Raw genomic sequence first — 21474 nt, 5'->3', positions numbered from 1 at the left:
GATGTATCTGAATCTGAAAATTATGAAAATTACTTTTGATTGATAAGGTTTGTAAGAACTATTTAGTCACCGGTTTTTCAGGTTTTAAAAGAATTCTCTCTTTATTCAAAAAAAGACTGTTTTAATATTACTTAATAACTCTAATGTAAGGCACTAATTCATTTTCTTTTTCAATGTACTCACCTGGCTCTGCAAATTGTTCACCATACTTGCCAGCGAATTCACATCCCAGCGTTGCTGTGCACTAACTTTACTGATGACCATCTGTGCTGCCCACAATTCCACCACATCCTCGGCATTCACCTGGTAAGGCTGATACTGCGGATTATCACTTACCAATGTTAGTTTATTCTTTGTTTTATTATTTTTTACTATTCTTTTATATACGATCCCTTCGTTTCTGCTTACCACTATATACGCCTGATTATTTTTTACATCTTCTGTATCGTCAACTTTCTCACCAACAATAATACTACCGCTTGGGGTTGGCAACATACTGTCTCCGATTATTTCAAAAGCCCTGTAATTACCACCGCTCAGCATTGGCAGCGTAAAAGTGTTTAACTCATCGATAAATTCATTGTCTGCATAACCGGCCAGGTAACCCGCCGCCGCTTTTACCGGTACAAAATGAATGACATTCCTGTCGGCAGTCATCATTTTTTGCTGGCGACGTTTAGCCAAATAGCTTCCGCCTGTATTGCTTACATCCTTTAACAGCAGTTCATCTAAACTCAGTTTAAAAATATCACTGACTATTTCCAACACTTCGAGGCGGGGATCTGCTCTCTCCTCTTCGTAAGCACCAATTAAAGAACGCTTGATCCCTAGTTTTTCTGCGAATTCCTCTTGTGTCCATCCACGCAACTTGCGAAGATATTTAAGGTTTTGACCGGCTTGAGACATGGTTTAACTAATTTGGTTAGCACAAATATACTAATTTTTTTAGTTTACCAAAATTATTTTTCAACTATTTTTTTTAGTTGTTAGCAAGAAAGATTTTTTGTTTCATTTAAAATATGGTTCTTCTTTAATACAGATCATCTACTTAAAAATGATAAACAATTATTTACCTTTCAAGTATATAGCCCGTATTTTTGTAAAAAATATTTTATGCAAGCAATAACTATTTTACATAGCCTCATCAGATGGGCTGTTTTATTATTCGGTGTATGGACTTTAATCAATGCACTGACCGGTGTCTTTACTAAAAGAAATTACTCTGCCGGCGACAACAAAAGCAATTTGTTTTTTATGATCAGTTGCGATATTCAATTACTGATCGGTTTGATATTATATTTTTCTAATGGTTGGTTCGACAGACTAAAACACCTTGGTGAAAATATGAAAGACCCTACCAGCCGGTTCTTCACAATGGAGCACATGAGCATGATGCTGCTTGCCTGGATATTGGTCCACATTGGCCGTTCTTCAGTAAAAAGAGCAACTACCGATGCTGCAAAACATAAACGCATGCTGATATTCTTTGGATTGGCAATTGTATTGATACTTGCCGCAATACCTTGGCCGGGCAGGGAAGCAATCGGTAGACCATTATTAAAATGGTTTAATTAATTCACTTATTTATTTTAAAGAGAACGAAAAATGGCGAAAGCAAAAAAGATCCCAACTATATTAATTACAAATGATGATGGTATTACAGCACCGGGAATACGTAACCTGGTTGAAGCTGTAAAAGACCTGGGAAGAGTAGTGGTAGTAGCACCAGACAAACCTCAAAGCGGAATGGGACATGCCATTACAATTGGTCAGCCGTTAAGATTGAATAAAGTAGTAGATATGTTTGAGGGTGTAGAAAGCTGGGTAACCAGTGGCACACCCGTTGACTGCGTTAAATTGGCAGTTGATAAGATATTGCATAAAAAACCCGATCTGTGTTTAAGCGGTATTAATCATGGAGCCAATCATTCTATCAATGTTATTTACAGCGGTACAATGAGTGCTGCTATGGAAGCTGCAATCGAAAGTATTCCCAGTATTGGTTTTTCGTTGGTAGATTATAATTACGAAGCAGATTTTACCGGCGCTAAACATTATGTACATGAAATAGTAAGTACTTTTTTAAAAAAGAAACTGGATAAACATTTCTTATTGAATGTAAATTTCCCATCTGTACCGCTTGAGCTGATCAAAGGCATCAAGATCTGCCGCCAGGCTTATGCTAAATATGAAGAGGATTTTACACAACGTAAAGACCCACATGGAAAAAAATACTACTGGCTTACCGGTGCATTTGTAAATTTTGATAAAGGAAAAGACACAGATGTATGGGCTTTAGACAACAACTATGTGAGTATTGTTCCTGTACAATTCGATCTGACTGACTACAAATTAAAATCACAATTGGAAAAAACGTTCAAATAAGATGATATTTAAAAAGGATAATTTTTTGCTCGGATTTGTGTTTGGTCTGTTAGCTCCGCTTATAGGATTTATATTTTTTAAATATCGAAACCTTGGACCTTTAAATTATTGGGAAGCATTACAATTTGTTTTTGTACAACCCGGTCATACCATACTAACTGCAGCTATCAGCGTGTCATTATTAGCCAATGCTGTTATTTTTACTTTGTATGTAAATGCAAAAATTGACAAAACAGCCAAGGGTATCTTTGTTGCAACTTGCCTATATGGCATTGTGATGCTGCTGTTTAAATTTTTGGGTTGATAAAATAATATTCTATGGAAAATGCTACTTGGTTTAAAGATTGGTTTAACTCTCCGTACTATCATCAACTGTATTTTAACAGGGATGAGGAGGAAGCCGGTGCATTTATTGACAGGCTGATCACTCATTTAAAGCCTCCTGCAAATTCACTCATGCTGGATGTGGCCTGCGGAAAGGGCAGACATTCTATACATTTAGCCAAAATGGGATTTGATGTAACGGGCATAGATCTTAGTGAAGACAGTATTACTGATGCCTTGCAATACCAAACCGACAAGCTGCACTTTTTTAGACATGATATGCGTTTGCCATTTTGGATAAACTATTACGATTACGCCTTTAATTTTTTTACCAGCTTCGGTTATTTTAATACGCAAAGAGAAAACGATAATGCCATACGCACAATCGCACAATCATTAAAACCTACTGGTACATTTGTATTGGATTATTTGAACGTGGAATATTCGGTTAATAAACTAATTCCGTCATTTACAAAAGAGATCGATGGAGTTAACTATATCATTACCAAATGGCACGATGAAAAATATTTTTATAAAAAAATAGTGATCGAAGACCCTCAATTAAAACAACCACTTATATATACTGAGAAAGTGGCCAAGTTCTCTCTTCACGATTTCACTGTAATGTTTGCCAAACAAGGCCTCGTAATTAAGGAGGTTTTTGGCGATTATCATTTTGGTGCCTACAACACCTTAACCTCTCCAAGATTGATCGTAGTGGCAGAAAAGTCTGCCAATCAATAAAAAACAATCAACATAAATTCGTAACTTTAGCAAGCATTTTACCTTGCTAGCAATCATTTTTATACACTCCATTTGATACTTATCCAGAAAATGTAACAAAACCAATGCCTGCAAATAACTTCCATATAAAAGGATTAACAGATCAGCAGGTTATTGAATCAAGAAAAAAATACGGACAAAACAAACTGGATTATAAGAAAGAAATAGGCCTTTTAATAGCACTCAAAAGTGTTATAAAAGAGCCAATGGTCATCTTATTGTTAGCCACTTCTTCTATTTATTTTATCAGTGGGCAAACTGGTGATGGTACTTTTATGGCGGCTGCTATTGTACTGATAGCAACCATCTCCATCTATCAGGATTCCAGAAGCAGGAATGCATTAGAAAAATTAAAAAATCTTACAGAGCCAAACTGCAAGGTTATACGAAATGAAGAAACAATTGAAATAAAAATTGAAGAAATAGTTATCGGCGATAATTTAATGCTGGAAGAAGGTACTTCTATTGCTGCTGATGGTATCATTATACATTCAAATGATTTTTCGGTAAACGAATCAATATTAACGGGTGAATCATTATCCGTTTTTAAGGATAAAGAAAAAAACGAGAATCAAGTATACCAGGGAACTACCGTGGCAAGTGGATTGGCCATTATAACAGTAACCGACATCGGTATCAATACCAAACTAGGCAAGATTGGCAAAAGTTTAGAAAGCATTAAGGAAGAGCCCACTCCATTGGAAAGACAGATAAGCAATTTTGTAAAGAAAATGGTGCTTGCCGGAGCGATCGTTTTTTTGATAGTATGGGCTATCAATTATTTCAGAACATATAATGTACTGGACAGTTTGATCAAAGCTCTTACACTGGCCATGAGTATTTTACCTGAAGAGATCCCTGTTGCTTTCACCACCTTTATGGCATTGGGAGCATGGCGCCTGATGAAAATGGGGGTTGTAGTAAAACAAATTAAAACGGTTGAAACACTTGGCAGTGCCACCGTAATTTGTACGGATAAAACCGGCACTATCACTGAGAACAAAATGAGCCTGGCAAAATTGTTTGTATTATCCTCGCAAAAAATTTCTACTCCCGAAGAATTAATTGGCAATGAAGAAAAAGAACTGATCACATTAGCAATGTGGGCCAGCGAACCTATCCCCTTCGACCCGATGGAGATAGCATTGCATCAGGTTTATACAAGCTTTGGCAATACAGATGAAAGAAAGCATTTTAAAATGGCGCATGAATATCCATTGGATGGTAAACCTCCAATGATGACGCATATATTTAAAAATGAAACAGGCAATCGTATCATTGCTGCTAAAGGAGCTCCTGAAGCTTTGATGACAATTGCTAATTTATCTGCCATTGAAGAGCAGGCAATCAATGATGCCATTGATTCATTTGCCACCGAGGGCTACAGAGTGTTAGCTGTAGGTGAATCCGAATTTGAAGGCGAAAACTATCCTTTAACACAGCAGGAATTTCAATTTAAATTTAAAGGTATCGTTGCCTTTTATGATCCTCCGAAGAAAAATATTCAATCCGTATTTGAACATTTTTACAATGCCGGTATTGAAGTAAAAATTGTGACCGGAGATAATGCTGCTACCACAATCGCCATAGCCAAACAAATCGGCTTTAGGGGATATGAGAAAAGTATCAGTGGTGATGAACTGATGCTTTTAAAAGATGCAGAACTGCAGGAAAAGGTAATGAACACAAATGTTTTCACACGGATGTTTCCTGAAGCAAAACTAAAGATCATCAATGCATTAAAAGCAAAGAATCAAATTGTTGCAATGACCGGCGACGGCGTAAATGACGGCCCGGCGCTAAAAGCCGCTCATATTGGCATTGCAATGGGGAAAAAAGGAACAGAGATTGCCAAACAAGCGGCTTCACTGGTATTGATGGAAGATGATCTTTCAGAAATGGTAGATGCAGTAGCTGCCGGAAGAAAAATTTACAGCAATCTTAAAAAAGCAATTCAATACATTATCTCTATCCATATCCCAATCATTTTAACTGTTTTTATACCGCTATTATTGGGATGGATATACCCGAACATATTTACTCCGGTTCATATCATCTTTTTGGAATTGATCATGGGACCAACCTGTTCTATTGTATATGAAAACGAACCGATGGAGAAAAACGCCATGTTACAAAATCCACGTCCGTTCACAACCACTTTTTTTAATTGGAAAGAATTAGCAACAAGCGTTTTGCAGGGATTGATGATAACCATTGGAACCTTATCCAGTTATCAGTTTGCTGTACATCAGGGATACGATGAAAACCTTACAAGAACAATGGTATTCACAACATTGATAGCTGCTAATATTTTTCTAACGCTGATCAATCGCTCTTTCTACTACTCTGTTTTTACTACATTAAAATATAAGAACAAGCTCTTGGTATTTATTATTGGCATCACAATAATTATAGCCGGACTGCTCCTGTTTGTACAATCTCTGTCGCAGTTCTTTCAATTAAAAACACCGGATATTCAACAACTGTTTATTAGCATTATAATCGGTTTCTTATCAGTAATATGGTTTGAAATAGTGAAATGGAGAAACAGAGTGAAGTATATTAAAAGCGCCATTTAAAAGCAATTATCACACTGATTGCTGCAACAATTAATACAATACCTTAAAGGCTTTCTCCTGTTTATCGGGAGCAATTACTTTAAACTGATAGATACCCGTTGCCAATTTCCCTGTTGGTATAGTCATTACTGCATTACCCCCATTATGCCCGATATGTTTATTGAATAATAGCTGACCCAACCCATTTATGAGTTGTAAATGATAGTCGCCTTTAGCCGCATTATTCAATTGCAACGTAATTGCCCCGTTTGTAACAACAGCTGGATACACACTTATTGATGGCACATTATTCCCTCTATTTATTTTTGCAATAGCACTATAATGTACCTCTCCGGTTTGATTGATGATCTTAATACGATAATAAGTAATTCCATTTACCAGTGTTTCATCTAACCAACTGTATTGATTTACAGTTGCGACCGCAACTGATGTAATTCTCTTAAATGTTATTCCATCTGAGGATCTTTCTATTTCATACTCTTTAACACCAAGTTGATTTTCTACATTCCATTCCACCTCATTGCCCTGAACTTGTTGGTTAATTTTAATACTACTGATAACAACCGGCAACGTACTTGGATTGGGAAGCCTGAAAACAACTTTAAACCTGTTAATATCAAGGCTTGTGGCAGTTGCATCAGTTTCAAAATTATGCCGTGTAATGCCCGTAGTTGAAATAACCGTTTTTGTTCCTAAATACTCATCTATCAGATATGCGGCTAAGTTCGGAGTGAAATTTTCTCCCTTAAATTGTAATTGATAATGATAGTTATAATCCAATTTATTCATCTGAAGGAAGATTGTATCATCAATTGTAATCGTTCTTCTTTTTTCTATAGCAAGGTCATTCGCATTTCTTAATAAACTTATTTTTTCTTTAGAAGAAAAAGTCAGCATTTTTTCTACGTCCTGTTCATCCACTTCGTTATTATATTCTTCTGCATACACTGTTGCTACACCATCAGCCAAAATTGGCTGATCAGATGAATTTCTATATGCAAGATTGGTATATAAAACTGAAAAATTATTTTGATCGGGTCTATTCTGTATGCCCGGCCTGCTTGCCAATCCTATTGTAGTACTGCTTGCAATTTTATCAGATTCATGAAATACAAAGCTACCGGATGATGGCGCATTTATCAGGAATGCTCCACCAGATTCAATTAACCCTGTTGTGCCATAGCTACTCATATAACCTGAATCAATCGGATTGGGAACATACAGATAAGTATTATTTGCATTACTGGTAAAACTTACCCATGACCCTACATTTTTACTTCCCCATAACTTAGGATCCCACAGATAATATTTTTTTGTATTGTTAGATCCTATTGCAACACCGTTATATAAAACTTTATTTAAGCTGATTGATGATGCATAAGGGTTACACAATACCTGCTTCCCTGCTGATATAGTTTTGGTTACGTCGCCAACATTCATATTTCCTTTAATCCGCAAATTGGCACCGCCGGTTGTATTAATATATGGACTTGACACTACTATACTTCTGTCTCCTCTCACAAAGATCATGTAAGCATTATAGTTAGTTATAGCACTTGTTGTAGTTCCTGGTACTGTCCACTGCCCCACCCCAGGTTCCATTTTATAAATAGATGGGTTGTTTGTTGACCCAGCATCAAAACCGTTACCATTATTTGAGCTTCCTGTGCCATTGGTTATGTGTGTACCATAACCGGGATTAGGGTTATATATACTTGTTCCGCTGGTTGCAGATGTTGTTGTGGGAGTAGGTGTGGCCCCTTCCTGCCAGGCCTCTTTTAATGTAGGTGTTCCGGTGACACTTACAGGCACCCCTATCAACCGCCATCTGCGACTATCCCAATTCACATTCATCGGCAAGTAACGCTCTACTGTAATTTTTCCTGTAATAGTACCTAATGCTACTCCTGAGCCATCTACAGGTATAGAATCAATTCTTGCGGTACCATTAGCATCTGATTTTAATGTCAGCTGATCATTCGTCGTCAAAATAGCAGATGTATCAATTTTAAGTGTTCCAAATCCACTTCCTGCAGTAAGCGCTAATGTTGTTCCTAGGGTAGCTTTACAGGTATCATACAAAGAAAAATTCTTCAATAATTGATACCCACTTAAAAAATTCAACACATTTGTGGTGTCATTTTTAGAATGCCCCTGTGATCCGATACTTAAATTAGAAGTACTCGATCCAGCAAATAATCCGCTGGCAGGAGAAGGATATGATACAGGGCCATTAATAGTAAGCGTATTAGCCCCGATATAAAAGTTACCCTGACTTAATTTACATCTGTAAGTCTTTACATCGCTACCTAAAGTAACACTAACAGGATTGTTAATAATAAAATCAATATCACCGACAATATTATTAAATCGGGCAGGCTGATTACTTGTTCCTCCAAAAATAATTTCTGCTTTTGAAGAAGTACCTATTCTTGAAAGACTTGCAGAAGAGATATTACTGTGCATGTCTACAATACCATTTACAAATAGCCTTCCGGTAATATTTTGCGAAGAGGGTTGATTGATGATCTGGAAGTCAGCTCCACTTACAATTGAATCTGTCACATAAAAGGTATTCGTAACCGTTAGTGATCGCTGAGTGCCCCCATCGTCGGTATTATAAGTAACTGCAACATTACCTCCATATTGAAAAAAGTTTCCAACAACAAAATCTCTCTGCCCACCAGTAGAAGTTATCTGTAATATTTTCCCCCCTGTTCTTTTAACAATAAAACTATCCGTGATAACACAATTTGGAGCAGTGCTACTTGAATTGGCACCTAATACAAAATGTGTTGCAGACTGTCCGGGACAATCCCATACAAACTTGCTAAAAGTTTGTTTATGTCCGCTTATACTCCCTGCGCTAGCAATTCCGGAAATCAGGCAGGTAGATCCTGTATTCCAGGTTCCCGTAGGAATTGTACCTCCATCTACATTATGGCGATAAGTACCGGTAGAAGTAACTATCATATTCGACGAAGATGTACAAGTAACCGTTCCCGAATTATCCAACGTTCCAGAAATAGTAGTTACAGCACCACTTGCATCGGTGTTGTATGTTGTACTACTATTCATAGTAAGTGTACCACTGATATCTGCAGTTGTGTTTGCTGCAAGAGTAATATTCACTCTGCTGGCCTGAGTGGTTAGTGAAGACCCTGAATTAATTTCCAGATCTGCAGCTGATCCATTGGCAGAAGTAATGGTAAGTGTCTGGCTACTCCCAGCATTAAGAGTTACATTGGTGTTGTTACTGATTTTTAATTTGCTTATGCTTCCATATGTTGATGCTGTAAAATTGGTAACCGAAACAGTACCTCCGGTATTAAAATTAAGTATGTCATCTGATACAGGACTCGTACGATCGGGAGTCCAATTGGAGGCAACAGTCCAATCTGTAGAAGTACTTCCATCCCAGGTGTATTCACCCTGAGTGGTACCACTGGTAGTTGCTGCCGCCGAATATGAATGATTCGCATTTGAATTTGCCGCATCTACCACCACTACTATCATAACATAATAAGCTGTACCCGTCGATAAACCGGTAACAGTTGCTGAAGTTCCATCTCCCTTATACACACAATGAGCAGATGCATCTCCCTGATAAGCTGTACCTGCATTTAAAGCAGTATTAGCTGTATAGGTAGATGGATTATTTGTTGGCGTTCCTACTGTAATGCTGCTCGTAGGTTTTACAAAAACCATCGTGGTATGATTAGCACTGCTGTAACCCGAAGCTGCTGTCCAGCTAATTGTACCTGTACCGGCCGAGAATGTAATACCAGGAGATGTTACTGCATTTGGTAAAGTTGCTGCATACAGTGTTGGTCCGGGAGTAGAAGGACTTGATGCTGCATTTAAAAAATTAATATTCGCTCCTGAGTTGGTATATGAATTAATGCTGAAATAATACATTGTACCGGCAGTAAAATTAGTAAAGCTGCTATAGCTTGTTGCAGATTGTGGTGTTGCTTTAGCATTAGCTGTTCCTCCGGATAAACTCACTTGTACACCAGGATCTGTAGCATCTACAGGTTCTGCAGGTGTTGATGTATTACTTGCTTTAATTAAGTAACCAGATGGAGCTTGAGTACCTGTAACGGCAGATGTCCAGGTAAGAGGAATATTTGTAGTGGTAATAGTACCTGTTGCAAAACTTGTTGGTTGATTGGTTGGTTCAGGATCTATAACTGCTACTGTAGTGAAACTAATTTCCGGACCGTAATAAGTTCCGTTACCATTGGTAGCATAGGCCTTTACGTAATATGTTGTGCCTGAAGCTAATCCTGTCATACTCCCATTAAAATTTCCATTGGTGGTAGCACCATCTGTAGTCTTACTTCCGGATATAGACTCTGCTCCTTGTATATCACTCCAACATATACCCGACACCGTTACTGCCGAAGCAGACCCATTTTCTAATACATTAGTAGATATTAATGCAGAATTTGTTGTAATAGAGCCAGCTGTACCTGTTTTAACTCCAGAAAGAGATGGCGTAATAATGATATCATCTATCCACATACCATTACTTCTAAAAGCCAACCCACATGGACCTGTAAAATTAGGGGACAATATTGTTGACGTTCTTCCTGCGCCACCACTTGTAAAAACACTTGATGAAAGACTAAAGTCGCCGGTAACGTAAGTACTAGCTGTGGTTGTATTGGTATTTAATGCTAAAGTTCCCCCAAATCCTCCTCCTGTTTTACTGCTCCAAAAACTTACTGAAGCAATTCCTGTTGGTAATACTGGACAAATCAGATATCCACCACTACTCGTCATAGCCAGAACGGTTTTGTATGAATGTACCAAAGAAAGAGAAGTAGAGTTGGCTACAGTTTGTATAGTTAATACTGAGGCCTTTGAATATGCCCACGTATAATTACCTGTGATAAGATTTCCTGTCAATGTAGTCGCAACTGAATTTGCAGCAGTACTACTTGCATTAGATGTAATATTAAATGCCGTTGTAGTAACAGCAAAAGTTGTTCCGATTGTACCACTCGATGCAGCACCCACACTAGTAAGTGAAGTCCATGCTGCATTCTCGAATGTTTCAACAATAACCTGTGATTTTGCCTGATTGATAAAACACAAAAAGACTATAACCAAAAGACAAAGCTTAATTGGCTGAAGTAATGGCATGTAAGTAATTCTCGATACAACTTTTATCCAATGAATAAAAGCAAATAAAATTTTTAGCATGTTTTTCATATGAAAATTGCACAATACACAAGCTCCCGAAACACAAGCAGTCGTTTTTTGTATCACTTTCGGGACTATTAAATTAGCGGTATTTTTCGATACGCTATCTCTCAGTTGCGTACTTTTTTACGCAATCGTTGTCGGAATGCCTCTCTTATATAAATATTGTAGAAATGGTCTTTTATTTTACATTTTTTTCGGTGTTCATTTGTATGAAACCTGCTTTGGTTTATTTCTTACTTTTTATTCAGTCGTTTTTTTAATCCGTTGAATAGTATAGATATATAACAAAGATCCCCCGAAAATTCGGGGGATCTTTTATAAAATAAAGTTTGTAAGATTATACTCTAAAGTGAGCAAATGCTTTATTCGCTTCGGCCATACGATGTGTATCTTCTTTCTTTTTGTAAGAAGCACCTTCACCTTTGCTTGCTGCTACTATTTCGTTTGCTAATTTATCTGCCATGCTACGTCCGTTTCTCTCTCTGCTGTAACGTACCATCCATTTAATGCTTAAAGAAACTTTTCTATCAGCACGAACTTCACTTGGAATTTGGAAAGTAGCACCACCGATACGACGGCTACGTACTTCTACTCCCGGAGTGATGTTAGCTAAAGCTTTCTTCCACACTTCATACCCATTTTCATTGGTAATTTTAGCTACTTTGTCTAAAGCATCATAAAAAATAATGTATGCACCGCTTTTTTTACCATTCCACATTAAGTTATTTACAAAACGGGTTACCAGTTTGTCGTTAAACTTTGGATCCGGTGCTAAAGGAATTTTCTTTGGTTGTGATTTACGCATTGTTATTATTTATTACAATCAGTAATTATTCATTACCAATTCTTAATTTTTTAATTATTTTTTGTCTTTTGCTTTTTTGGTACCGTATTTACTACGACTTTGTTTACGATCTTTTACACCAGCAGTATCTAAACTACCACGTACAATATGATAACGTACACCTGGAAGATCTTTTACCCTTCCACCACGGATCAACACGATACTGTGTTCCTGTAAATTGTGTCCTTCACCCGGAATGTAGGCAATAACCTCAATTTTATTGGTTAAACGTACTTTAGCTACTTTACGCAAAGCTGAGTTTGGTTTCTTAGGCGTAGTTGTATACACCCTTGTACATACACCACGACGTTGTGGGCATGCATCCAAAGCTCTTGATTTGCTTTTAGCTTTAATAATTTCTCTTCCTTTTCTTACTAACTGTTGTATTGTAGGCATCGTAAAACCCTTTATTTTTAGGACGGCAAAGGTAAGGAAATAATTAATAATTAAAAATAAAAATAAAAAAATCTGCTACTTTCTTAATATTTAATCAAAAACCGCCTTCACAGGCGGTTTTATGAATATTATGTATGGTAAAATCTATACTTTGTATAGCCAGCCATGAGTATCTGGCAATTCTCCATTACGCAACGCATCTAGTTTTCGTTTCAATTCCGGAGAAATAGTCCAGGTATTCACATCAAATTTCATTTCCAAATCTCTGTAAACCAATTCTTTAATTGGAGAAATAGTAGCGGCTGTACCTGTACCGAACACTTCTTTTAATGTACCGGCCTTGTATGCAGCAACCACTTCATCAATACTTAGTGGCCTTTCTTCTACTTTCAGACCGGCTTCTTTCAACATGGTAATCACGCTATCCCTCGTTACACCGGCTAAAGTCGTTCCTTCATTTAGGTCAGGGGTTACAGCGGTATCTCCAATTATAAAAAATACATTCATCGTACCGCATTCATGTATATACTTATGCTCCTCTGCATCTGTCCATAATACCTGGTCAAAACCTTCCTTTTGGGCAACAGTAGCACCATACAAAGAAGCAGCGTAATTGCCGGCACATTTAGCAGACCCCACCCCTCCTTTACTTGCTCTAACATAATACTCTTCTACACGGATACGCATTGGCGCTGAGTAATAAGGACCAGTTGGACTTAATAATATCATGAATTTATAAGAGCCGCTAGGTTTTACTCCCAGTGCTTCATCATTACTGATCATGAACGGACGAATATATAAAGCATGATCCGGCTTTTGAGGAATCCATTTATTATCAATGCTGATCAACTGGCGCATGCCCTCCATAAAAATTTCTTCTGGCACCTGTGGCATCACCATTCTTTCAGCAGAAAGATTGAATCTTTTAAAATTATCATAAGGACGAAAAATGTATACATTTCCATCAGGAAATTTATACGCTTTAATTCCTTCAAATATTGCCTGGCCATAATGCAACACAGATGAGGCTGGTGACATAGGTATAGGCCCGTACGGCATTATCTGCGGAGTTTGCCATTCGCCATTTGTATAATCAACCACCAGCATGTGGTCCGTAAAATATTTTCCGAAGGGGATTTCCTTTACATCAAAATCTTTTAGTCTGCTTTGTTGGGTAAGTGTAATATTAAAATCTGCTGCTGCAATCATAATCCTTAATTTTACAACAAATGTAACAAAAAAATTGTAGAGTTATATGGGCTTGAATGATATCAAATTGGAACCGTTTATTTTACAGGATTTATATAAAAAAACCTTGGTGGAGGAGTCGGTAAAAAAAGTACAGGCACCCGAAAGTCCAACAGTTCTATCTTTTTTGGGTAACAATAAAAAAGGAATTGCGATAGTAGTGGAAAGTAACAATTCATTATACTTACCTGATGAAGAATTGAATTTTTTATTGGGTATTTTATCAGCATGTAAACTGAGTATGGAAGATGTGGCTGTGCTTAATATTGATAAGAACAATTCCGCAACTTACCAAACCATTGCAACATCATTAGATGCTCATGTTGTTTTGATCTTTGGTATCAATTGTGAGCAGATAGCACTTCCGTTACAGTTCCCTCATTATCAGATACAATCCTATAATAATCAGGTATATTTATCTTCGCCTACACTAAATGCGATCCGGAATGATAAAGTTGAAAAAACAAAACTCTGGAATTGCTTAAAACAGATTTTTTCAATCGCATAAAATTCTTACACCCATATGGATATACTGATTTTTGCCACCAACAATCAACACAAAGTTGACGAGGTAAAAAATATTTTAGGAGATCGTTTTAAAATTTCTTCACTAAAAGAAGCCGGTATTGATATCGATATTCCAGAGCCTCATGACAACCTGGAAGAAAACGCACGGGAAAAATCTTCAGTTATTTACAATTTAACCGGTAAAAATTGTTTTAGTGAAGATACAGGACTTGAAGTAGCCGCTTTAAACGGGGCCCCCGGAGTAAAAAGTGCTCGATATGCCGGAGATAATGCTGATTCAGAAGCAAATATCAATAAATTATTAAACGAGATGTCCTCAAAAAATAATAGAGAAGCCCGTTTCCGAACAGTTATCTCTCTAATTCATAATGGGCAAGAACATCAGTTTGAAGGTATCTGTAACGGAATTATACTGGATGCAAGAAAAGGAGGCAGCGGTTTTGGGTATGACTCTGTCTTTGTGCCAGAAGGAAGTAATAAATCCTTTGCAGAAATGGAAATGAAGGAAAAGAGTTTATTTAGTCATCGTAAAAAAGCCATGGCTAATCTTATAGAGTTTTTATTACATATATATTAATTGTGACTTAAAAAACAACTAAAATTGCATTTAAAAAAAAATTGAGCACCGAAAGCAACCATATCATCTCAGATTCCGACTTAATAAGAGAATGTATTACCGGCAATAGAAAAATGCAGGAGTTGTTATACAACCGTTTTTCTTCTAAAATGTATGCAGTTTGCTTGCGATATTGCAGTAATTCGGACGATGCACAGGATCTATTACAGGAAGGATTTGTAAAAGTTTTTAACAACCTTGAGAAATATCGTGGTGATGGTTCATTTGAAGGCTGGATACGTCGTATTTTCGTAAATACTTCAATTGAGTATTTCAGACGAAAGGTTACACTAACGACGGTTACAGAAACTCAGGAGACAGCAATACAGGATAAAGATTGGAATGCGTTGGAATCAATGGCTGAAAAGGATATCATTAAAATGATCCAACAATTGAGCCCGGGTTATCGTCAGGTTTTGAATATGTATGTTATAGAAGGATATTCACACAAAGAGATTAGTGAAATTTTAGGAATAAGCGAGGGGACCAGTAAATCTCAATTAGCAAGAGCTAAAGTAATTTTAAAAAAAATGATTGAAACAAGGACCACTACACCATAAACTCCAACCATGTCTACAAATTGGCAAGATAAAATTTTTAACCATGAAGAAACGCCTCCAAAAGGTGCATGGGAAAATATTGCTAAAATGTTAGATGAGGCAGATAATGCAAAAAACATAACGGCTACCACAAATTGGCAAAATAAAATTTTTAGCCATGAAGAAACGCCTCCAAAAGGTGCATGGGAAAACATTGCTAAAATGTTAGATGAGGCAGATAATACAAAGAACATAACCGCTACCACTCCTCCGGTTAAAAAAACAACAAAAATTATTTATTGGCGGATGGCAGCAGCAGCCTGTATTGTAGCTATAATTGCAACAACAGCTGTTTGGTTGAACTCAGATAAAAAAACGAATGTAACTGACCCCGCTTTTTCAAATGCAGTTGCAAAAAAATCTACAGAAGTAAAAGCTGCAGATCAGCAAAATATTCTTCCGGTAAAGGATAGCGAATCTTTATCTGCAGTAGTTACGAAAAAAATTACACCATCTATTTCAAGCACTAATAAAACAATTACCAGCAGGTCAATAGAGTATGTTAAAGTTAATACAGTAGAACCCCTGGCTAAAAACCCGGCACTAAACAAAACTGAAAAACTGGCAAATACCAGCGGAGACGTACCGAATGATATTGCTTTGATGAATACACCTAATAATTATGTAAGCTTCATTGGGCCTAATGGACAAGAAATCAAAGTGTCATCTAAATTCGCTAATTTACTTGGCTATATGGATGGCAAAGAACCTGAATCTCAAGAATATCTTGACAAGATCATTAATGAGAGTAATTTCTGGAGAGGTAAATTTAAAACATGGAGAAACAAAATGATCAATAACAATGTTGCTCCATCACCATCAAATTTTATGGACATCATAGAATTAAGCAAACTATTACAAGAAGACAAATAAAATATTTATTACTATCGATCCATATATTAAAACCTCACAATGTGAGGTTTTAGTTTTTTAATTAAGAAGGATTGGTATAATTTTATTTCGCAACTCCTATTATGGCCAGAATAAAAATTGTGATCCCTGAAAAAAAAATTGCAACAGTTTCAATACCTGTTCGCATTTACGACATAAATTATGGCAATCATGTTGGCAATGACTCTTTTGTTTCAATCATTCACGAAGCAAGAATTCAATGGTTAAAACAATATAATTTTTCTGAATTAAACATTAATGGTGCGGCCGTAATTATGAGAGGGCTTTCTGTAGAATTTAAAAGCGAAGCATTTTACGGAGATGTGTTATCAATTGAAATCAGTTCCGGAGAAATTTCAGCGTTAAGCTTTGAGTTATTTTACAGGATCACAACAACAAGAAACGATAAAAGTATTTTAATTGCTCACGCAAAAACAGATATGGCCTGTTTTGACTACACAAAGAAAAAAGTAATGCCAGTTCCTATTGTATTGAATGAAATATTAGGCAACAATACAGACTTTAATTAACTATTCCAGATTGCCCAACTAGCTTCAGCCTGTAATAACAACATATCATAACCGTTCTTTACAATAGCACCGATTGCAGCTCCTTTTTCCAGAAAAACAGTTTCGGCCGGTTTGTATACAAGATCGTAGAGATAATGTGATGGTGTTAAAAGATAATATGGAATATCGGGATAAGCATCTTCATTTGGAGACATCCCTACGGGTGTTGTATTAACAATAACAGTATGTGTAGACAGCAGCGGCGCATCAATCATTGAATAATCAATAATATTTTGAGTGGCATCTTTTTTTCTTGAAACAATAATAAAATCGATACCCATCTTTTTAAAAACATATTGTACCGCTTTGGAAGCACCGCCGGTACCAAGTATCAATGCTTTTTTATGAGAAGGTTTATAAAATTCTTTAAAAGATCTTTCAAAACCAATAATATCTGTATTGTAGGCAATTAGTTTATCTCCCGAAATCTTAATACTGTTGGTTGCTCCGATTACCTTCACCTCATCACTCAATTCTGTAACAAACTGCAAGACCTGTTCTTTATAAGGAATTGTTACACTTAACCCTTTTAACGAAGGATTATTTTTAATTAATGCAGGGAACGCTTCTATGGTAGAGATGGGGAACGCTTCAAACTTTGCATCAGCGATACCTTCCCTTTCAAATTTTTCGGTAAAGTATTGTTTTGAAAAAGAATGTCCGAGAGGGTATCCGATCAATCCGTAAAGTTTCATGTATAACTTATTTATTAAGATACAATTCGAAAGTATCTCCACGTAAACCAATACGCATCGCTTCCAAAGCGATTATTTCTGTAGGAGCTATATTACCCAGATTTACATTACAGCCGATCAGCTCCAAAAAGTATAGTTGTTGGGCTTTTTGAGGAGCTTCCCATAATATTTGTTCTTCGGGTATCTGCGTTAAAATTTCCTGCACCAACCCCTCTCTTACTTCACCACTGCCCCGATAGATACCAACATTACCAGCCTCTCTTGCTTCAGCTATCACGTAGGTAGAACCGGCGCTTAATTCTGCACTCATCAATTCAATCCATTTATACGGAGGTATAATATGCGCTGCGTCTTTACTACCTACCTCACTATACACAGTAAAATGCTTGGTTAGTTTTTCTATATAGCCGCATTTTTCGGCATGAGGAATAGAAATAGAACCATCACTTACTTCTACGTGTTGTATGCCGAATTCTTTACAAACATTTATATAATCCTCAAACTGATTACGAATTAAAAATGCTTCAAACAATGTTCCGCCAAAATAAACAGGAATATCATAAGAGGCATATACTGCCAGCTTATCTTTTAGATTAGGAGTAACGAATGCAGTACCAAAACCCAATTTCACTACATCTACATGCGGAGCACCTATACTCATAAAATTTTTCGCCTCTTCAATACTTAGCCCTTTATCCATCACCATTGTAATACCATGATTACGCGGTTTCTTGATTCTTTCCGGAATTTGTGTAAGATTAAAATTCATGCTCACTTTTTTTGATAGCTGCAAAGATAAAAGGATTTTATCAATGTGGCGGCATATCAAGCACTTACAGTTGGTAAAGTTTAATGAGATTAATCATAATTGTGACCATTTCATAATAATTTCACAAATTCAGTTAATAGTCCTCACTTTTACAAAACTTCGCAGTCTGATAAAGGACAGAAAAAAATATGATAAAATCTATAGTAATTACATCAGGATTTTTTTTAGCAAGTTTGTTCGTAACAGCACAAGACATTAGCCTGTCGGGAGTATTGACCGACAAGTCAGATGAATCCGCAATTGTGGGAGCGACCATTAAATTATCATCTGCTTCCGATCAGGCATTTACAAAATCAGTGGCTACAAATGCAACAGGTAATTTTCAATTTGGTAATCTTTCAGTTGGCAGCTATGTAATAACGATCAGCAGTGTAGGTTACGAAACTATATCTCAAAAAATCAATTTACAGGCAAGCAACAAAATACCTATCCCTTTTTTTCTTACAAAAGCCGAAAACACACTGGCAGATGTGGTGGTTACTGCAAAAACGCCACCAGTAAAGCAAAAAAATGATACACTTGAATTTGCCGCCAATCAATTCAAGGTTAATCCGGATGCTACTGCAGAAGATATCATAAAAAAATTACCAGGAATTGTAGTAGACAAATCGGGCAATGTAACGGCAATGGGTGAAAGTGTAAAGAAAGTAACTGTAGATGGAAGAGATTTTTTTGGCGATGATGCAAGTGCCGCTTTAAAAAACTTGCCGGCTGATGTGATAGATAAGATACAGGTTTTTGACAGGTTAAGCGACCAGGCTCAGTTTACGGGTTTTGATGATGGCAATACGGTCAAAACAGTAAATATTGTTACCAAGGCCAATATGCGAAACGGAAGTTTTGGTAGATTTTATGCAGGCATTGGTACTGACAGCAGATATAGTGGAGGAGGCAGTTACAACATTTTTAAGAATACCACCCGGCTTTCATTTGTTGGCATGTCTAATAATATTAATCAGCAAAATTTTTCTTCACAGGATCTATTGGGTATAAGTAGTGGAGGTAAAAACAGCGGTTCAAATAATTTTATTGGGCAACAAAGTGGTATCAGCAAAACAAATGCTTTTGGTATCAACTACTCAGCTCTTTGGGGTAAAAAAACAGAAGTAACGGGGAGTTACTTTTTCAACAATAGCAATACGAATAACAATCAAATTTCAAACAGTGAATTTTATCAAACATCAGGGATCAACCAGTTAAATAATGAATATACTATTTCGGGAAGTAATAATTATAACCATCGGATCAATTTCAGGATAGAGCATAAATTTGATGACAAAAATTCTCTAAATATTACTCCTTCGTTCAGTTATCAGAAAAATAATTCTTCCAATTACCTCACAGGAACGAGAGTATACAGCAATGGTGATCCTATCAGTAACACTATCAACAACAGCGACAGAAAAACTTCCGGATATAATTTCAATAATAACATATTGTATCGTCATGCTTTTGCAAAAAAAGGAAGAACGATCTCTTTTGGCATAGGAACTTCCGTGAATGAAAAACAGGGAGATACCTACAGACTGAATGATAACCTTTATACTAAGATACCCAGCGATATAGCCGACTCATCAAATCAGTTCACGGATGTATTCAATAATGGATATCAGCTCTCAGCAAACATAGCATACACCGAACCTGTCGGCAAAAAAGGTCAGTTACAGTTCAACTATTCTCCTTCTTATTCAAAAAGCAAAAGTGATCAGGAAGTAAATCAATATGATTATCTAACTTCTAAATACGAGCTGTTTGACACAGCGCTTTCTAACAAATTCGATAATATAGTTACCAAGCAAAACATTGGCACCAATTATCGTGTAGGAAGCAAAGACAATATGTTCACTGCAGGAGTATCATATCAACATACAGACTTAAGCAGTGATGAAACATTCCCTGTCATTACAACTGTTCGCAAGTCATTTGATAACATCTTACCGAACTTAATGTGGAATAAAAAATTTGATGCAAAGAACAGGATCAGAATTATGTTCCGTAGCAATACCAATACACCGTCTGTTTCTCAATTACAAAATGTGATCAATAATACAAATCCATTATCACAATATGTAGGTAACCCCGACCTGAAACAACAGTACAGTAAAACTTTGTCTACAAGATATACGTTCACCAATACAAGCAAATCAAAAAGTTTTTTTGCCAATTTATTTTTAACCCAAACAAATAATTATATCGGTAATGCCACTTACATTGCCGGCAGTGATAGTGTATTGAGTTCTAAAGACACATTGTATAAAGGATCTCAATTAAGCAAGCCCGTAAACCTGGATGGATACTGGACTCTACGCACCTTCTTTACCTATGCAGTACCTGTTAGCTTCATAAAATCTACCGTTAGTTTTAATGCAGGATACAGCTACTCAAAAATGCCCGGGTTGATCAACAATATCTTATTTAAAGCAAATTCAAATACATATTCCGGTGGCATGAGTATTGCAAGCAATATCAGTCAATATATTGATTTTAATCTTTTGTATAATGCAAACTATAATGATGTTAAAAACAGCAACAAGGCATTAAACAGTAATTATTTAGCACAAACAGCCGGTGCTCAATTAAATTTATTGTCAAAAAAAGGGTGGTTCTATAATTCTGACCTAACCTATCAGACATACAGCGGATTGAGTAGTGGATTTAATCAGGATTACTGGTTATTGAATGCAGCAATTGGAAAAAAGTTTTTAAAAAATCAACAAGGAGAATTGAAACTTTCAGCATTTGATATCTTAAAACAAAATCAAAGCATTACCCGTACTGTTACAGAGGCGTATCGCCAGGATCTACAAAGTTTAGTATTACAACAATATTTCATGCTTACATTTACCTATAAATTAAAAACAATAGGCAACGTTAGTCAGCAAAAAACAAATAGTAAAAGAAATGAATACGGGCCGCTACGAGGCGACAATGGGATATAAAAAAATCCACCTGATTACCAGGTGGATTTTTTTAT

Annotated in this window: 18 protein-coding genes; 11 read left to right on the top strand and 7 right to left on the bottom strand. The window is 36.5% G+C overall.

Annotated features, from left to right (window positions below; translation table 11 throughout):
- Nucleotides 1–153: 153 nt before the first annotated feature.
- Nucleotides 154–906: an XRE family transcriptional regulator gene (locus LK994_RS07780; protein ID WP_229759507.1), complete on the bottom strand. Its 753-nt coding sequence runs from the start codon at nucleotides 904–906 to the stop codon at nucleotides 154–156.
- Between the two features lie 207 nt (nucleotides 907–1113).
- Between LK994_RS07780 and LK994_RS07775 the strand changes: the two genes are divergently transcribed.
- From LK994_RS07775 to LK994_RS07755, 5 genes are all read left to right on the top strand, one after another.
- Nucleotides 1114–1575: a hypothetical protein gene (locus tag LK994_RS07775; RefSeq protein WP_229759506.1), complete on the top strand. Its 462-nt coding sequence runs from the start codon at nucleotides 1114–1116 to the stop codon at nucleotides 1573–1575.
- Nucleotides 1576–1605: 30 nt separating this feature from the next.
- Complete coding sequence (surE, locus tag LK994_RS07770; protein ID WP_229759505.1) at nucleotides 1606–2385, top strand: 5'/3'-nucleotidase SurE; 780 nt, start codon at nucleotides 1606–1608, stop codon at nucleotides 2383–2385.
- Nucleotide 2386: 1 nt separating this feature from the next.
- Nucleotides 2387–2689 (top strand): hypothetical protein, encoded by a 303-nt coding sequence (locus LK994_RS07765; protein WP_229759504.1) that lies wholly within the window; start codon nucleotides 2387–2389, stop codon nucleotides 2687–2689.
- A 14-nt stretch (nucleotides 2690–2703) separates the two neighbouring features.
- Entirely contained in the window at nucleotides 2704–3453 is a 750-nt protein-coding gene (locus LK994_RS07760; RefSeq protein ID WP_229759503.1) for a class I SAM-dependent methyltransferase, read from the top strand.
- 104 nt (nucleotides 3454–3557) lie between these two features.
- Nucleotides 3558–6071, top strand: coding sequence for a cation-translocating P-type ATPase (locus tag LK994_RS07755; protein WP_229759502.1), 2514 nt, complete (start codon nucleotides 3558–3560; stop codon nucleotides 6069–6071).
- 30 nt (nucleotides 6072–6101) lie between these two features.
- On the opposite strand, the gene LK994_RS07750 is transcribed toward LK994_RS07755, so the two are convergent.
- The 4 genes from LK994_RS07750 to LK994_RS07735 form a co-directional block, all read right to left on the bottom strand.
- Complete coding sequence (locus tag LK994_RS07750; protein ID WP_229759501.1) at nucleotides 6102–11282, bottom strand: beta strand repeat-containing protein; 5181 nt, start codon at nucleotides 11280–11282, stop codon at nucleotides 6102–6104.
- Between the two features lie 340 nt (nucleotides 11283–11622).
- Nucleotides 11623–12090 carry a 30S ribosomal protein S7 gene (gene rpsG / locus LK994_RS07745; RefSeq protein WP_229759500.1) on the bottom strand — a complete coding sequence of 156 codons (468 nt, stop codon included), beginning with the start codon at nucleotides 12088–12090 and terminating at the stop codon, nucleotides 11623–11625.
- 54 nt (nucleotides 12091–12144) lie between these two features.
- Nucleotides 12145–12525: a 30S ribosomal protein S12 gene (rpsL, locus tag LK994_RS07740; protein WP_229759499.1), complete on the bottom strand. Its 381-nt coding sequence runs from the start codon at nucleotides 12523–12525 to the stop codon at nucleotides 12145–12147.
- A 144-nt stretch (nucleotides 12526–12669) separates the two neighbouring features.
- Nucleotides 12670–13734 carry a branched-chain amino acid aminotransferase gene (locus LK994_RS07735; protein WP_229759498.1) on the bottom strand — a complete coding sequence of 355 codons (1065 nt, stop codon included), beginning with the start codon at nucleotides 13732–13734 and terminating at the stop codon, nucleotides 12670–12672.
- Nucleotides 13735–13801: 67 nt separating this feature from the next.
- Between LK994_RS07735 and LK994_RS07730 the strand changes: the two genes are divergently transcribed.
- The 5 genes from LK994_RS07730 (at nucleotide 13802) to LK994_RS07710 (ending at nucleotide 16937) form a co-directional block, all read left to right on the top strand.
- Entirely contained in the window at nucleotides 13802–14281 is a 480-nt protein-coding gene (locus LK994_RS07730; RefSeq protein WP_229759497.1) for a hypothetical protein, read from the top strand.
- 15 nt (nucleotides 14282–14296) lie between these two features.
- Nucleotides 14297–14878 carry an RdgB/HAM1 family non-canonical purine NTP pyrophosphatase gene (gene rdgB, locus LK994_RS07725; protein ID WP_229759496.1) on the top strand — a complete coding sequence of 194 codons (582 nt, stop codon included), beginning with the start codon at nucleotides 14297–14299 and terminating at the stop codon, nucleotides 14876–14878.
- A 41-nt stretch (nucleotides 14879–14919) separates the two neighbouring features.
- Complete coding sequence (locus LK994_RS07720; protein ID WP_229759495.1) at nucleotides 14920–15477, top strand: RNA polymerase sigma factor; 558 nt, start codon at nucleotides 14920–14922, stop codon at nucleotides 15475–15477.
- 9 nt (nucleotides 15478–15486) lie between these two features.
- Entirely contained in the window at nucleotides 15487–16389 is a 903-nt protein-coding gene (locus tag LK994_RS07715) for a hypothetical protein (RefSeq protein WP_229759494.1), read from the top strand.
- Between the two features lie 101 nt (nucleotides 16390–16490).
- Nucleotides 16491–16937 (top strand): acyl-CoA thioesterase, encoded by a 447-nt coding sequence (locus tag LK994_RS07710; RefSeq protein WP_229759493.1) that lies wholly within the window; start codon nucleotides 16491–16493, stop codon nucleotides 16935–16937.
- Here the strand turns inward: LK994_RS07710 and LK994_RS07705 are convergent.
- Complete coding sequence (locus tag LK994_RS07705) at nucleotides 16934–17671, bottom strand: shikimate dehydrogenase family protein (protein WP_229759492.1); 738 nt, start codon at nucleotides 17669–17671, stop codon at nucleotides 16934–16936. The genes LK994_RS07710 and LK994_RS07705 overlap by 4 nt on opposite strands.
- A 7-nt stretch (nucleotides 17672–17678) precedes the next feature.
- Nucleotides 17679–18440: a phosphosulfolactate synthase gene (locus LK994_RS07700; RefSeq protein WP_229759491.1), complete on the bottom strand. Its 762-nt coding sequence runs from the start codon at nucleotides 18438–18440 to the stop codon at nucleotides 17679–17681.
- A gap of 188 nt (nucleotides 18441–18628) precedes the next feature.
- Between LK994_RS07700 and LK994_RS07695 the strand changes: the two genes are divergently transcribed.
- Nucleotides 18629–21439, top strand: a complete 2811-nt coding sequence (locus tag LK994_RS07695; RefSeq protein WP_229759490.1) for a TonB-dependent receptor — start codon at nucleotides 18629–18631, stop codon at nucleotides 21437–21439.
- Nucleotides 21440–21474 lie beyond the last annotated feature (35 nt).

The sequence above is a fragment of the Ferruginibacter lapsinanis genome (genome assembly GCF_020783315.1).
Classification (GTDB): domain Bacteria; phylum Bacteroidota; class Bacteroidia; order Chitinophagales; family Chitinophagaceae; genus Ferruginibacter; species Ferruginibacter lapsinanis.
Note: the sequence above shows the minus strand (reverse complement) of the source record. Positions and strands in the feature narration are given on the sequence as shown.